We start from the raw sequence: 15,827 nt of genomic DNA on the forward strand, positions 1-15,827 counted from the left end.
ACTACCTACTACTTTACTACTACTACTGCTTGGGCTATTGCATAATTTTTGGTATGCGTAAGACTGACTTTTATTTGCTGAATCTTTTCTTTTCCTATCAATCCTTTTGCTTTTTTACTCAAAAAAACTCGCGGTTTTCCCTTCCCATTATTGAGAATTTCTATGTCCTGCCAATTAATCTTAGAGTTTCCCAATGCTTTGAATACTGCTTCTTTGGCTGCAAACCGTGCCGCTAAATTTTCATAATAAAATTTTTTATTTCTGACATAATCTCTTTCACGGGAAGTAAAAACTCTCTCTAAAAATTTATCTCCCCATCTATTCAACGCTTTCCTTATCCTCTCTGTTTCTATTAAATCTATCCCTGTTTCAATCTTCATTTCAATAATTCCAGCATTTCTTTAACCGCCTTTTCTAAACCTACAAAAACTGCACGGGAAATAATTGCATGACCAATATTTAATTCTTCGATTCCGGGGATCTTAGCTATGTTACGCACATTGAGATAATCCAATCCATGACCAGCATTAACCCTTAAACCAAAACCTTTAGCCACTTGTGTTGCTTGAATTAACCTAGTCAAAGCTTCTTCTCTCTCAATTTCGCCCTTTGCATTAGCATACACTCCCGTATGTAGTTCAACAAATTCCACCCGCGTCTCTCTTGCTTTCTTAATCTGCGACTCTAAAGGATCAACAAAAAGACTTACTACAATTCCTTCTTTGTGCAATCTCTCTACTACTTCTTTTATCTGAGAAAAATATTTTACGACATCCAATCCGCCTTCGGTTGTAATTTCTTCTCTTTTTTCAGGAACTAAAGTTGCCTGGTCTGGCTTTACTTCACAAGCAATATCTACTATCTCTTTAACAATGGACATCTCTAAATTAAGCTTAGATTTCACGATAGAGCGTAGGATTTTTAAATCCCGTTCATTTATATGTCGACGGTCTTCTCGTAAGTGAACAACTATACTATTGCAACCGGCGAGTTCACAAAGAACTGCTGCCCATGCTGGATCGGGTTCCTTAGCTCTCCGTGCCTGACGGAGGGTTGCTATATGGTCAATATTAACTCCTAATTTAACCATAATTATCGCCTTGCTCTCTCTACAGGGATAGTCACTTCCACTTCCCCTTCAGGAACAATGATATTAGAAAGTGATTGCAAGGTAGTCTTTACTACCGTAGTCTTTATAAAAGTACGTATGTCTATTGGCTCGGTATCAATATGGCTAACGCTATCTAAATACAATTTCTTGCCTACAACTTTACAATATGAAGGATTGACCATTACTTTAGATTCTACAAAGATGTATCCGGAAGGGGGTGAACCTTTAATATTTGCCCGAATGGGTAATTCCCTAATCTCTAAGTTGAGTTCTTTGTCCCAAATTAAAGTTACCTTCTCTTTTTTCTTAGACTGAGAAATCTCGCTATTAATATATAGCCAAGAAAAAATTGCCAAAAGCAGAGAAATTATTTTTACAAACAGGTTATCAAAAACTATAATTTTTCTCGTCATCAAGGTTTTCTTGCAACTCGGGATTGATAAAGCTGATTCAAAGTAGTTCGTAAAATTTTTTCATCTATATCCAATCTCAAAATTCCTTTTTGAGCAAGGGAAATGGAACCATTTTCTTCAGATATTACAATAACCAATGCATCACTTTCTTCCGATAACCCCACTGCTGCTCTGTGGCGCATTCCTATTGTTTTAGAAAGATAAGGGTTAGTAGAAACAGGAAAGAAACAACCCGCAGCCACAATCCTTTGCCCCTGAATAATTACCCCGCCATCATGTAGGGGGTTACCCGGATAAAAAATAGTCTCGATCATCTCAGAGGAAACAAGAGACTCCAGTCTAATTCCTGTCTCTATATACTGCTCTAAACTCACATCCCGCTGTATAGCAATTAACCCCCCAATTCTTTTCTCAGAAAGTTTTAATATCCCTTTAATCAAACCTTCCCACTTCTTTTCTTCGCGAAAGAAAATTCCTAAAAAATGTCCCCCTCCTAGACGAATGAGTCCGTTTCTTAATTCCGGCTGAAAAATAATAAGTAAGGCAATTACAGAAATAGCGAAAATCCTATTGATAATCCAAGTAATTACCTCTAATCCCAAACGCTGAGTAAGTAAAAATATTACCAGAAGAATTATAATCACTTTAAGTGCCTGCACTACTCGACTACTACGTATAAAATTTAAAACTTGATAAAAAACAACCCAGAGGATAAATATTTCCAAGAGAGATTTTAAGAAAAATGGACTAAAATAATAAACTAATTTAGACATCTTCCAGATTCTATAACGGCATCAATTAATTTAACCGCCTGTTTTACTTCTTCGACATCATGAACACGCAAAATATTTGCTCCATTGATTACTGCCAAAGAACAACTAGCGATCGTTCCATAAAGTCTTTTATCAACATCAAGATTAAGTACTTTACCAATAAATGACTTGCGGGAAGTTCCAATCATAATCGGACGCCCCAAAACTCTAAATTGATGAAGATTTTTCAAAATAATGAGATTATGTTCTACAGTTTTACCGAAGCCAATCCCTGGGTCTACAATAATATCATCTACCGAAATGCCTGCCTTGCTTGCTAAATCTATACCTGCTTCTAGATAATCAATAATCTCGGAAATTAAATCTGCGTACACAGGATTTCTCTGCATAGTTCGAGGATTTCCCCGCATATGCATAATTACTACCGGCACCTTATAATGCGCCACTACTTCTCTCATCTTTTTATCTCCGCGTAATCCACTCACGTCATTTACCATAGAAACACCTGCTTCTATTGCTTCTTTTGCTACCTTTGCCTTACAGGTATCAATGGAAAGAGGAATTTTTAATCTTTTACTCAAAATTTTTATAACCGGAATAGTTCTTTTCAACTCTTCATCTTCCGAAACGGTTTTTGCGCCTGGCCGGGTAGATTCTCCTCCAACATCAATTATATCCGCTCCTTCCTCTGCCATCTTTAGAGCAAACTCAATCGCTTCCTGTGGTCGTCTATAGAACCTTCCACCATCACTAAAAGAATCGGGGGTAAGATTAAGAATTCCCATAAGGTATGTCCGTTTACCCAAAGAGAGAGAAAACCGACCTGCTTTTATATCCCATCTTCTCCTCTGAACATTCGCTAATGTGAGTTCGATTTTTCCTCCTAATGCTCTTAAGCCCCAAGGTTGAATTTTTAGTTTATCGATAAGTTTCTGATAATGTAAAAGGGTTCCCATAACTAAACAATCGCTCTTTTTCAATTTGCCTGTAATTACACCACGAGGTACCGCCACCTCTCCTCCCAAAGAGAGCATTTCTTGTTTTAAAACATTACATAAAAGAGAATTTAGATTTTTAATCTCCAAAGTGTAAAAAATCCCTTTCCCCGACATAATCTTCTGGCCTATGCTATCTACTTTCAGGAGATGCATCTTTTGCAAAAAATCTTTTTCATCCTCAAAGTTAAGCAGTCTTACCTTCATCTTTTTGATTATCCTCTATTCCTAACAATCTCTCCACTTCTTCTTTCTCCAGTACTTCTTTTTCTAAAAGCGCCTCTGCTAAAATTTTAAGTTTATCCTTGTTTTTATGTAACTCTTCCTTAGCACGATTATAGCAAGTATTAATAATATTACCTACTTCCTGGTCAATGAGTAAAGCGGTAGCGTCGCTGTAATTTTTCTCCTCAAATATATCCCGACCAAGAAATATCTGTTGCTGGTCTCTTCCAAAAGTTATATGTCCTAATCTTTCACTCATGCCCAATTTGGTAACCATAATCCGGGCTATTTCGGTTGCCTGCTTCAAATCATTCTCTGCCCCTGTAGAAATATCTTCAAAAATAAGTTCTTCACTCGCACGCCCACCTAAAAAGATGGTTATTTGTCTCAAAAGTTCTTTCTTAGTATGTAAATATTTGTCTTCCAAAGGGAAATCCATGGTATGCCCCAAAGAAATACCCCGGGGTAAAATGGTAACTTTTAAAGGACGGGTTGGCCCAGCAATAAAGAAAGAAATTAAGGCATGACCCGCCTCGTGATAAGCTATCCTTAATTTTTCATCCTTACTTATAACCCGTGATTTCTTCTCTGGTCCCGCTACCACCCGTTCAATCGCTTCATTAAGGTCCGCCATATCTACTGCTTCTTTATTTTTTCGCGCAGCCAAGAGAGCCGCTTCATTAACGAGATTAGCAAGGTCTGCTCCGGAGAAACCAGGAGTTTGCCGGGCAATATTCTTTAAATTAACATCGGAAGCAATCTTTATGTTCTGTGTATGAACCTTAAGAATCTCCTCTCTACCTTTGATATCGGGACGGTCGATAACAATAACTCGGTCAAATCTCCCCGGCCTTAGCAAAGCAGGGTCTAAAACATCGGGACGGTTAGTAGCCGCAATCACAATTATCCCTTGTTCTGTATTAAACCCATCCATTTCTACCAATAAGGCATTAAGTGTCTGTTCCCTTTCATCATGTCCACCTCCAATTCCCGCAAAACGCTGTCTTCCTACAGCATCTATTTCATCAATAAAAACAATACAGCCCTTGCCACTCTGTTTAGCATATCGCTTAGCTTGGTCAAAGAGATCTCTTACCCTGCTTGCACCCACACCCACAAATAATTCTACAAAATCTGAACCTGATATACTAAAAAAAGGAACTCCTGCTTCTCCGCTTACCGCCTTAGCAAGTAAAGTTTTTCCGGTACCCGGAGGGCCAATTAAAAGTACTCCCTTAGGAATTTTACCGCCCAATCTTTGAAATCTCTTAGGGTCTTTCAAGAATTCAATAATCTCCTTTAATTCTTCTTTTGCTTCGTCTACACCTGCTACATCGTTAAAGGTGGTCCTCTTCTGGTCGGCGGTAATTAACCGTGCACGAGATTTTCCAAAAGACCAGATACGCGAACCGCCTGCTTGGGCATTACGATAACCAAAATACCAAAGAAAGAAAATAAATAGAAGCACAGGCCCAAGCGAATAAAGAAGGTTGATAAAAAATGTGCGCGGGGGTTTAATGACAAATTCATTAACATTTTCACGCAAAATTTTTATTAGTTCCGGATCGTTATCAGGAACATGAACAATGTATTTCTTACCACTGGTTAAAAACCCACTAACAATGTTTTCTGTTTTTACCGCAGAGCGAACCTCTTTTTTATGAGGATTATCTAAAAGAATACGATAGAATTCACCATAACTCAATTCTACAGGCGGACCCTCTAAAGACAATTTACCTAAGTTAAATAGATACATTGCGGAAATAACCAGTATTAAAGTCCACAAAAATCTTCTTAGAAAATTGTTATTTCTTGCTGTTTTCTGACCGTCAGACATTTTTATACCTCACTTTCAATTTTTTAGAAAGAATATCAATGATTTCTTATCTTTCTCTACGGAAATTCCTTGAGGTAAATCGATCATTGAACCTGTAGACCTTTTCTGAAAAAGCTCCTCAAACTCCTTCCAGTGCTGATAATTAATCCTCCTCAAATTTCCTTTTAACTCCTTGATTACCAAACGAAAGATTTCTCTCTGTAAAACAGGATGAAGTTTTCTAAACTTATCTAAAATAATCATTATCTCTTCATGCCTTACCTTCGCCACGGAATTAAATTTTCGTCTGCCCTGTTTGTTTATATATTCATATATTAAACCGAGATTCTCCGCAGTGTTAGCTAAAATTTCTTTAATACGAGGGTTATAATCATTTATTAAATAAGGAATGAGTTTATTTCTTATACGATTGCGTAAATACAGAGAAGAAAAATTGGTTTTGTCAATACGATAACCTATTTTTTCTTGATGCAAAAAATTCATTATTTCCTCACGCCAAATTTCAAAAAGTGGTCTGATGATTAAGAAACTTTTTTCTTCCCTAACCGGAGGAATACCCCTTAACCCCAAGATACCCGCTCCTTTAACCAAATGCATAAGTACAGTTTCTACCTGATCATCACGGGTATGTCCCACAGCAATTTTTCTTATCCCTCTATTTTCAGCATTCTGGAAAAAAAATTCGTAACGTAAAAACCGCGCTCCTTCCTCTTCTGACCAACCTCTTTTCCTAATCTCTTCCTTTACATCTATCTCTCCTCCATAGAAAGGAAGTCCTAAACGTTCTGTAAAATCTTTTACAAAAGAAGCATCGTCATCTGAATCCTTTCCCCGTAATTTATGATTAAGATGACAAACATGCAATCCCAAATTCAAACTTTCCTTTAGTTTATAAAGTAGATAAAGCAGGCAAACAGAGTCTGGGCCTCCAGATACTCCTACAAGCACTTTATCTCCCTTATTTAACATCCTGAATTTAGAAATAGTTTTCTCTATTTTCTCTTTAAGCATATCTTAAAATCACCGAAAGTAGTTTTTGAATCGTTACCTCAGCAATTTGTGCCTAATTATAAATTTCGTGACGGCGAGTGGATTTGAACCACCGACATAGCGGGTATGAGCCGCTTGCTCTACCAGACTGAGCTACGCCGTCAAACCATACTTCCTTTAACCTCTGACATTGCTAAAAGCAAGAGGCTTGTTTAATTAAATAATTCATACCTTCTATTAAATAGTAAATAATTATCAATCTTAAACTTATTTCGTTTAATTTTTATCAACAACCCAACCAATTAAGGATGTTTAAAACTTTTGTTTTTATATCATACCATAATAAAAATATTTTGCAAGAGGTTTAATTTCTAACAGGATTAATCAGGACTAATGCTACCCATTCTATAGCCTTCAAGATCTAAAGCAATGTACTTAAATCCGACCCTTTTAAACTTTCTAACAATTTCTTCTCTCAAGGTTCGAGAAAAGATTCTAGAAATTTTTTCTTTTTCTACTTCAATACGGACTATATCCTGATGTAAACGGACCCTCACCTGACTAAAACCTTTTCCTCGGAGAAATTCCTCAGCTCTTTCTATCATACTCAATTTTTTAAGATTAATCTCTGTGCCGTAAGAAAAACGTGAAGCAAGACAGGGCTGAGCAGGTTTGTTCCAGTTAGGAAGACGTAAATCTTTCGCCAACCTACGAATCTCCTCTTTTCTTAAACCTGCTTTTTCCAGAGGACTAAATACGCCCCATTTATTTCGCGCTTTCAAACCGGGACGATAGTCAAATCTATCTTCATAATTCGTTCCATCTATAACCTTGTTAAAACCTCTTTTTTGGCAAAGAGAAGCTAACTTTTTAAAAAATTCATGCTTACAGTAAAAACAGCGATTTTTCAGATTCTTTCGAAAATTCTTATTTCTCAACTCTTCTGTATAAACAATCAAATGCTCTACTCCCAACTGGTTAGCTAAAGTTTTAGCTTGCCTATATTCAACCTTGGGATAAGTAGAGGAGAAAGCAGTCACTGCCAAAACACTATCCTTACCTAAAGTATCCCTTGCCACTTTAAGTAACAATGACGAATCCACCCCTCCTGAATAGGCAATTATTACCGAACCAAGTTTTTCTAGAATCTTCTTGAGCTTCTCTAATTTCTCGTTACTGTTTTCTGGTCTCTGGTTTCTGGTTTTATTCAATCCATCCTCCTCCCAGGACTAAATCTTTTTTATAAAAAACTACCGCCTGTCCCGGAGTAATTGCAAACTGTGGCGTATCAAAAACAACTCTTACTGAATTATCCTCCCTAGGGAACAATGTAGCATGTGCTTTTAAATGTCTATATCTAATTCTTGCCTCCACTCTAATTTTATCTTTAGGCTTGTCTATGCTTACCCAGTTCAAATTCTTTGCCTTAAGACAACTCTGCAGAACTTCATTCCTCTCGCCTACAACCACCACATTTTTCTTAGCATCAATCTTGGTCACATATAAAGGCACATGCCAACCAATTCCCAATCCTTCCCGTTGACCAACAGTATAGAAAACTATTCCTTTGTGCTTCCCCAAAACTGTGCCTTTTCTATTTAAAATCAAACCGGGCTTTATTTTCGGAAAATTATTAGAAAAGAAAAAATGTTTGTTGTCACGAAAACCAAAACAAATATCTTGGCTCTCTGTTCTATTATAAACAGAAAGCCCAAGCTCTTCTGCGAGCTTACGGACTTCGGATTTGTTATATCTTCCCAAGGGTAATATTGTCCGCGAAAGTTTATCCTGACTAAGGTTAAACAAGAAATAGGACTGGTCTTTTTCTTTATCCTCTGCCTCCTTCAAAATAAATCTTTTCTTATTTCTACTAAAACCAATTTTAGCATAGTGTCCCGTAGCGATAAAATCTGCTTTCATTTCCATAGCCCTTTCTAAAAAAAAACCCCATTTTATAAGCGAATTACAGATTACGCAAGGATTAGGAGTTCTTCCACGAGAATATTCTTTTAGGAAATACTCAATAACCCATTTTTTAAACTCATTTTCCAAATCAAAAACATAATAAGGAATTTTCAATTTTTTCGCCACTGCTTGACAACTTTCTATATCTCTAAGAGCCCCAAGGGTATTTGGAGAATCAAAGCCACAACTCCCTTCTGTCCAAAGCTTAATTGTCGCTCCCATTACTTCGTAACCGGCTCCTTTAAGAAGATAGGCTGTTACCGCAGAATCAACTCCTCCACTCATAGCTACTAGGACCCTCTTCTTCATCTCTTTCATTCTTTTAGTATAAACCAAAAGCTTTAAGTGCCTCTATAATTGTATTACAATGTATCCCTACAGTATCCTGTATATTCACTGCATATCCACCACCTAAAGTAACCGCAATTGATATATTGTTTTCCTTTGCCTGATTAAAAATAAATGCATCACGTTCTCTTAATCCATCTTTGGTCAATCTGAGTCCTCCTAATTGGTCGTTTTTATAAGGGTCTGCACCCGCCTGATAAAAAATAATCTCTGGCTTAAAATTTCTAAGAATAGGCGGTATTGCTTCTTTAAGAGGAGCTAGATACCCTCCATCATCTGTTCCATCATCTAAACCTATGTCTAAACTGCCCGCGGGTTTATAAAATGGGTAATTGTTCTCTTGATGAATAGAAAAAGTAAAAACTGTACTATCCCTTTGGAAAATATAAGCTGTGCCATTTCCTTGATGTAAATCACAATCAATAACCATTGCCTTCTTTATTAATCCTTCCTTCTGTAACTTCCTTATCGCAATAGCAATATCATTAAATACACAGAAACCCTCTCCATGGTCAGGAAAAGCATGATGAAAACCACCCCCAATATGAATACCCAACTTATTACCCAAAGCATATTTGCCGGCTAAATAAGAACCCTCTACACAAATTAACGATGCGGTAAATATTTCCTCATTCATAGGAATCTCCAAACGTAACAATTCCTCAAGAGACAAACGCCCAAATTTCAATTTTTCAAAATAATCCGAGGTATGTACCAAACAAACCGTTTCTTTAGTGGCGGTGGTAGGGGAAATAAATGCCTCGTCTTTTAGACCCAGTTTCTCGGATAAACATTCTTTGATAAGTCTATATTTAACGGTAGGAAAAACATGCAGTCCTAAATCTACCTCGTATTTAGGAGAATAAAAAAAAAGAATTTGAGAAGCACTCTTTAACTATCTTCGTAAAGATATGCGATATTCGCTTTCCCCTTCTAAAATAACATGACCTTCTCGTGCCAACCAACCTAAACTCATCAATACTAAATCACGCGACTTATCAATCCCTGCGATTAAAGTAGAAAGTGTAGTCTGTCCGTGTTCATCAAGGTAATGCCAAATATCTCCCGCAGTAATACCTATCTCGGTAATCATAATTTATCACCCCTTTCTATTTTCTCTCTTTTGTTATAACTTTTACAGCGTGGACAAATAGAAATTTCGGTTTCTTTATCTATATATGTATATGCACATATTGAACAATGCCAAATATTTTTTTTAGGCCAAAGGCGCAAAAAACCTTTAGTCTTAATCCTCTGTTCAAAAATAACCCAAGAAATACCAATAAGCAAAATAACCATTAATAAATATAACCCAATTGCCGTAGAAAAGTCAATATTAATCATTCCTTCTCGCCATAATCCGCGGACAAAAATCTATTTCATACCATCTACCCCTCTTATTTGCCGGTGGTAGAAAAACCCATTCCTTCACCGCCTTCCTTACAAAAATATCCAGTTCAGGATTACCGCTGAAAAAAAGCGGTTCCACAAACTCTACTAACCCTTTCTCTGAGATGAAAAAACGTAGTTTAAAAGTCATATTCTCTCCCTTAGGAATAACAAGATAACTCAAATCAGAAGATAATATATCTTTAATAATCAAAGGTAAAGAATCCAATTTGGAATCGGTTTTATTATTTAGAGAAAAAAAAGTAAATTTATCTCCCTGTTGCGTATTTGCTGTAAAAACTGAATGTTTTCTTTTGTCCACCATCTCTTTATACGGTTTTTCAGGAAAGATATAGCGCATATCCTTTTGATACACAATATTATCCCAAGGGATAGAGGTCTTCTTTTCAAAAACAGAATCTAACTTATCTCTCAAAGATAAAGAAGTCGCTTCTTTTGTTTTCTTTCCTTTATTGCCATATTCTTCTAACAAATTGCCATAGAAAGAAACCTCTACATTTCTAAACAATTCCTTCCGCTGGGGAAAAAGATGAATATTGAAAATAAAAAAGATAAATATATGCATAAATAAAGAAATGATAATAGAATTTTTAAATTCCTTAGTGAGAACCATTTTTACCTTCCTCTGTGACCGTAGCTATATTTAATTTATCTATACCCTTTTCTCGACAGAGGTCCCAAATTTCTACTATCTTACCTAAGGATGATTTTTTATCTGCTTTCAAGACTATAGCTTTTTTCCGTGGCAAATCCTCAAGATAGTTTCCTAATTCTTTTATTGTCACCGCCTTCTCGTTTAGAAATATCAAGTCATTCTTGTTTATAAGAATTACCACGGTCTCCTCTTGCAGTGCTTCACTGGTTATGGCTTTAGGAAGATTTATTTTTATGCCTGTTTGAGTAACCACGAAGGAAGATGTTATAAGAAAAAAAATCAATAATTGAAAAACTACATCCACAAGAGGCGTAATATCTATTCCTCGTTGACCTTTTTCCCATTCAAAATGTCTTCTAAAACGCATCACTCCCTTCCTTTCTATTCAACTTCCCCTTTACCAGCAACCCCAGAAGCCAAATTCTTAATTCCCTCCTCCTCGGTAAGGAGATTAACCAATTCTGTTGCAGAACGCTCCATATCTAAAACAAAACCATCAACCCTGCTTACTAAATAATTATAGACAACAAAAGTAGGAATAGCAACCACTAACCCTGCTACCGTTGTAAGAAGTGCTTCCCATATTCCACCAGCAAGGTCACCGGGATTTATCGGATTTAAAGAAACAGCTTTTTCCTGAATAATCTGAAAACACCTTACCATTCCTGTAACTGTTCCCAATAAACCTAAAAGAGGAGAGATATGGGCTACCGTTGCCAGAATCCCCAGATTCTTCTCTAAACGGGGTATTTCTTGCAAAGCAGCATCCTCAATCGCTTCTTTTATCTCTGCTCTCGCCCGACCATGTTTCAAGATACCTGCTTTTAAGATATGCGCTATCGGCCCCGGAGTTTCTTCGCATTTCTGCAAAGCGTCTCTCAAACGATTTCTACGCAAAATGTTCGCTATACTATCCATAAATTCACGCGTATCAATCTTTGCCCGATAAAGATGATAAAGCCTTTCCATAACTACCGCTAAAGAAAGAATGGAACAAAAGATAATAGGATACATTAAAGGCCCACCTTTTTGAACTATTTCCCACATTCCTAATCCTCCCATTTCATCCTCCTTTCAATCTCTTTTATATCTTTATAAGTTATCATCAAATATCAAATAACCAAAACTTACCTCAATTTCTCCCTGACCCCCTCTAATCGTTTGCGGGCCAAATTCTTGATATCCTGATTTTCTGATTTAAGTAGGTAGTTGTATATCTCTTCTGCCTCAATCCATCTACCTTTCTTTTCCAAGATATCCGCAATGCGTATTTTGGTCTGTTCCATAAGTTCCAAATTATCCAAGCCCTCAAGGTAAACTATCTTAAGATATTCTGTAAGAGCCTCGTCTAAATTGTTTTTCTCTTCCAGAAGGGAAGCTATTTCAAATCTAATTAATGCAGCTAAGTCCTTTAAAGGACAAGTTTCCCCTTTCCGCAACAAAATTAAAGCGTTGTCAAAATCTCCTTTATCTTTCTTTAAGGAAGCCTGCTCTTGAAGTGCAAGATAGAAAAACCGCGTATCAGGAAACCTTTTCTCTAACTGTCTAAATACATCCTCCGCTTCACTAAACATTCGCATCTCACAAAGTATTTTCCCTTTTCTATATAAAGCCTCGGGTACAAAGGGACTACCAGAGCAGCTATCTAATATTTTTTCGAAATATCTAATACTCGCCAAAAAGTCTTTTTTGTGATAGCTTGTCCATCCTAACCAATAATAGACATCGTCTACCAAATCGTCATGAGGGAATCTTGAAACCAATTGGGCAAAATATTCTTCTGCTTTAACAAAATCTTTCTTCTGGTAATAGTACTCCCCTAGCCAAAAAATAATATCGGGAGAAAAATCTGAATCAGGATAACGTTTCAATATGTTATCTATAGCCTTAAGAAACTCTTTCTCCTTTCCCGTAAAATAATATGCCCAAGCATTATAATAATCTAAGGCTAGAAGATGTTTATCGGTTCTTATAATACTGCGAATTTTCTTAAACCAATCAATCGCCTCCCGATATTTACCACTATTCATTAAACAAACTCCTCGCTTTATCTCCGCCTCCTCGCCATAGGCACTTGAATTAGAAAGCTTGGCAAATTCTTCCTCTGCGCGAACATAATCTCTTTGTTTAAAATAAGACATTGCCAAATAATAATTAGCCCCTTCCTTAAATCGAGTGGAAGGAAAATTCAAAATGAGATTCCTCAATGCAATAATTGCCGCATCGTATCTTTCCATCCTATAGAATATAAGCCCCAATTGCATTTGAGCATAGTCTACATATAGACTACCAGGATACTCTTTCAAAACAATATCATAAAATTCTTGAGCTTTAACATAATCTTCTTTTTCCAAATAAATATCACCCAAACAAGAAAGAGAGGAAACTTTAAGTTGCTCATCATTTGAATAATGAACAATGTCTTCAAAAATTAGAACTGCCTCATCCAATTTACCTAATTTTCGATATGCCCAACCCATAGTGTAATAAAAATCGTCCTTCTCGTGCTGGCGATTAAATCTTCTTATCGCCTCTTTACAAAAATCTATCGCTTCGTTATAACGTGCCAAACTGTAAAGACATTCTGCCTTACCCACATGGGCAGAAAATACATGAGATGACTCTGGAAATTCTTTAATTATTTTTTCATATACATCTATCGCGTCATTATAACGATTTAATTTTACAAGCGTATTCGCCAAACCTACAAATGCATAATCTAAAACACTGGTTCCCTGTCTCGTTTCAATAAAATTTTTGAAATATTTCTCCGCTTCTTCATAACGCCCTGTTTCTAAATATACCCACGCAATACCAATACGCGCCATCTCTAAGAAAGAGGAACGAGGAAAACGGAGTATGACTTTAGAATAGTTATCCAAAGCATCATTATAATCAAAAGTACGGAAAGAAATTTCTCCTAAATAATAATATGCCTCATCAAGAAACCTTCCCTTCGGAAACCGATTTATAAAAAACAAAAAACATTCCTTTGCACTGTCATATCTACCCAATTTAAAATAGCCTTTTCCCTTATACATTAAAACTTCCTGAGCAATTTCCTCGCTAAGTAAATCTGTATCCAACTTATCCCACCAAAATATTGCTTCTTTGACATCATCGGTATCATAATGACTCAAGGCAAGAGCATGTAAGGCGTAATCTTTATAGGCAGATTCGGGAAAACTATTAATTATTTTAAGAAAATATTCCCTCGCGGTAGAGAAATCTTTTCCTTTCAAATAAACTTCACCCAACCAATATAAAACCGCTTCCGTAAGTTCCTTTTCTAATTGTTTCTTAGCAATCAACTCTAATTCCGAAAGGGCAGGCAATAATTTATCAAGATGATAATAGCACTGGGCAAGAAAGAGATGGACTTGATTAATTTTGCCACTTTCCGGATAATTTTTAAGAAATGTTTCAAACTGTTTTATGGCTACTTCATAAAATTTATCTTCAAAAGTCCTCTTGGCAAAAGCAAAATCTTCTTCCTCACCTGCAAAGGAAAGACAGTTAATAAAAAGAATGAACATAAATATTATTATTATTTTATTCTTCATCTTTAACTGCTTAATCTATCACAGAAACATATTTTTCTCAAGAAAATTAATCCCCTTTAGAACTATATTCTAATCCTCTAACGTCCTAAAACTTTTTTTAAATATTGTCCCGTATAGGAAGAGCTACAATCAGCAACCTCCTCGGGGCTGCCACAAATAACCACAAACCCTCCTTTTTCTCCGCCCTCTGGACCAAGGTCAATAATATAATCAGCGGTTTTAATCACATCCAGATTATGTTCAATCACTACTACCGTATTGCCCATATCTACTAATTTATGCAAAACCTGCAGCAGTTTAGCAATATCCGCAAAATGGAGTCCGGTAGTTGGCTCATCCAGAAGATAGAGGGTTTTTCCCGTGGATTTCTTACCTAATTCTGCCGCCAGTTTTACTCTCTGTGCCTCTCCGCCAGAAAGTGTAGTAGCCGATTGCCCCAATTGGATATAACCCAAGCCTACTTCGTAAAGAATCTGGAGTTTATTTCTTATCTTAGGGATGTTAGCAAAAAGCTCCAGTGCTTCCTCAACCGTCATTTCTAAAACATCGCGAATTGACTTTCCCTTATATTTTATCTCTAATGTCTGTTCATTAAAACGCGCTCCTTTACAAACATCGCACACTATATAAATATCAGGAAGAAAATGCATCTCTATTCTCTTCACTCCATCCCCCTGACATCCTTCACAACGTCCTCCTTTCACATTGAAACTAAACCTTCCTGCTTTATATCCACGCATGCGTGAATCAGGAAGTAAACTAAACAAATCACGGATATAAGTAAAGATTCCGGTATAGGTAGCAGGATTTGAACGCGGCGTTCTTCCAATCGGAGACTGGTCAATTACAATCACCTTATCTATAAAATCCATACCTTTTATCTGCCGGTATTTACCCGGTTTTTCTTTAGAATGATAGAACCTCTGGGCGAGGGCGCGAAAGAGAATTTCGTGAATAAGGGTACTTTTCCCTGATCCAGAAACACCAGTTACGCAACTAAATACACCCAAAGGAATTTTAACATCAATTTTCTTTAAATTGTGCTCCTCTGCTCCTAAGACCTCTAAGAATTTTACGTTCTTATAGGCACGTCGTTTTTCCCTAATTTCTATCTTCAACTCTCCCCGCAGATATTGTGCCGTAAGGGAATTCTTGGAAGAAAGAAGTCCCTTTAAGGCCCCGCTAAAGATCACCTCCCCACCATGCTTTCCTGCTCCGGGACCAAGATCAACGATGTAGTCCGCATTTCTTATTGTCGCCTCATCATGCTCGACAACAATCAATGTATTTCCCAAATCACGTAGAGTCTTTAGACTATTCAACAATTTTGTATTATCCCGCTGATGCAAACCAATACTCGGTTCATCTAAAATATAAATAACCCCCACCAGCCCCGCTCCAATCTGTGTAGCCAAACGAATTCTTTGGGCTTCTCCTCCCGAAAGTGTACTGGCTGACCGGCTAAGAGTAAGATAAGAAAGACCTACATTAATCAAAAAATTTAGTCTTTCTTTAACTTCTTTTAAAATCTGATGGGCAATT

General features: G+C 36.8%; 17 protein-coding genes and 1 tRNA gene. All 18 read right to left on the reverse strand.

The features are described 5' to 3' along the window. Positions 1 to 8 precede the first annotated feature (8 nt). Positions 9 to 380, reverse strand: a complete 372-nt coding sequence (gene acpS, locus NC818_02020) for a holo-ACP synthase (GenBank protein ID MCM8783542.1) — start codon at positions 378 to 380, stop codon at positions 9 to 11. Beyond that, positions 377 to 1,090, reverse strand: a complete 714-nt coding sequence (locus NC818_02025) for a pyridoxine 5'-phosphate synthase (GenBank protein MCM8783543.1) — start codon at positions 1,088 to 1,090, stop codon at positions 377 to 379. The genes acpS and NC818_02025 overlap by 4 nt, the downstream gene beginning before the upstream one ends. Positions 1,091 to 1,092: 2 nt before the next feature. Then, positions 1,093 to 1,524, reverse strand: coding sequence for a YbbR-like domain-containing protein (locus tag NC818_02030; GenBank protein MCM8783544.1), 432 nt, complete (start codon positions 1,522 to 1,524; stop codon positions 1,093 to 1,095). Next, complete coding sequence (gene cdaA / locus NC818_02035; protein MCM8783545.1) at positions 1,524 to 2,297, reverse strand: diadenylate cyclase CdaA; 774 nt, start codon at positions 2,295 to 2,297, stop codon at positions 1,524 to 1,526. Before cdaA ends, NC818_02030 begins: the two co-directional genes overlap by 1 nt. Continuing rightward, a complete protein-coding gene (gene folP, locus NC818_02040) occupies positions 2,285 to 3,499 on the reverse strand; it encodes a dihydropteroate synthase (protein ID MCM8783546.1) in 1,215 nt (404 codons plus the stop codon). The genes cdaA and folP overlap by 13 nt, the downstream gene beginning before the upstream one ends. Then, complete coding sequence (ftsH, locus tag NC818_02045; protein MCM8783547.1) at positions 3,480 to 5,354, reverse strand: ATP-dependent zinc metalloprotease FtsH; 1,875 nt, start codon at positions 5,352 to 5,354, stop codon at positions 3,480 to 3,482. The genes folP and ftsH overlap by 20 nt, the downstream gene beginning before the upstream one ends. Positions 5,355 to 5,369: 15 nt before the next feature. Continuing rightward, on the reverse strand, positions 5,370 to 6,365 hold the full coding sequence (gene tilS, locus NC818_02050; protein MCM8783548.1) for a tRNA lysidine(34) synthetase TilS: 996 nt from the start codon (positions 6,363 to 6,365) through the stop codon (positions 5,370 to 5,372). A gap of 68 nt (positions 6,366 to 6,433) precedes the next feature. Then, positions 6,434 to 6,507 (reverse strand) — tRNA-Met (locus NC818_02055). A 217-nt stretch (positions 6,508 to 6,724) separates the two neighbouring features. Continuing rightward, positions 6,725 to 7,555, reverse strand: coding sequence for an ATP-dependent sacrificial sulfur transferase LarE (gene larE, locus NC818_02060; GenBank protein ID MCM8783549.1), 831 nt, complete (start codon positions 7,553 to 7,555; stop codon positions 6,725 to 6,727). Further along, on the reverse strand, positions 7,548 to 8,618 hold the full coding sequence (gene mnmA / locus NC818_02065) for a tRNA 2-thiouridine(34) synthase MnmA (protein ID MCM8783550.1): 1,071 nt from the start codon (positions 8,616 to 8,618) through the stop codon (positions 7,548 to 7,550). The genes larE and mnmA overlap by 8 nt, the downstream gene beginning before the upstream one ends. A 13-nt stretch (positions 8,619 to 8,631) precedes the next feature. Next, positions 8,632 to 9,435 (reverse strand): histone deacetylase, encoded by an 804-nt coding sequence (locus NC818_02070; protein ID MCM8783551.1) that lies wholly within the window; start codon positions 9,433 to 9,435, stop codon positions 8,632 to 8,634. A 117-nt stretch (positions 9,436 to 9,552) separates the two neighbouring features. Then, on the reverse strand, positions 9,553 to 9,750 hold the full coding sequence (locus NC818_02075; protein ID MCM8783552.1) for a winged helix-turn-helix domain-containing protein: 198 nt from the start codon (positions 9,748 to 9,750) through the stop codon (positions 9,553 to 9,555). Beyond that, complete coding sequence (locus NC818_02080) at positions 9,747 to 10,001, reverse strand: hypothetical protein (protein MCM8783553.1); 255 nt, start codon at positions 9,999 to 10,001, stop codon at positions 9,747 to 9,749. The genes NC818_02075 and NC818_02080 overlap by 4 nt, the downstream gene beginning before the upstream one ends. Next, a complete protein-coding gene (locus tag NC818_02085; GenBank protein MCM8783554.1) occupies positions 9,994 to 10,680 on the reverse strand; it encodes a hypothetical protein in 687 nt (228 codons plus the stop codon). The genes NC818_02080 and NC818_02085 overlap by 8 nt, the downstream gene beginning before the upstream one ends. Beyond that, positions 10,667 to 11,089, reverse strand: coding sequence for a biopolymer transporter ExbD (locus tag NC818_02090; GenBank protein ID MCM8783555.1), 423 nt, complete (start codon positions 11,087 to 11,089; stop codon positions 10,667 to 10,669). Before NC818_02090 ends, NC818_02085 begins: the two co-directional genes overlap by 14 nt. Positions 11,090 to 11,103: 14 nt before the next feature. Continuing rightward, the gene (locus NC818_02095) at positions 11,104 to 11,784 is read right to left on the reverse strand and encodes a MotA/TolQ/ExbB proton channel family protein (protein MCM8783556.1); all 681 of its coding nucleotides are present in this window, start codon (positions 11,782 to 11,784) and stop codon (positions 11,104 to 11,106) included. A 65-nt stretch (positions 11,785 to 11,849) separates the two neighbouring features. Further along, the gene (locus NC818_02100; GenBank protein MCM8783557.1) at positions 11,850 to 14,285 is read right to left on the reverse strand and encodes a tetratricopeptide repeat protein; all 2,436 of its coding nucleotides are present in this window, start codon (positions 14,283 to 14,285) and stop codon (positions 11,850 to 11,852) included. Between the two features lie 77 nt (positions 14,286 to 14,362). Further along, on the reverse strand, positions 14,363 to 15,827 hold a 1,465-nt coding region (gene uvrA / locus NC818_02105), incomplete at its 5' end, for an excinuclease ABC subunit UvrA (protein ID MCM8783558.1).

The sequence above is a fragment of the Candidatus Omnitrophota bacterium genome, from assembly GCA_023819145.1.
Lineage (GTDB): Bacteria > Omnitrophota > Gorgyraeia > DTHP01 > DTHP01 > JBFWKV01.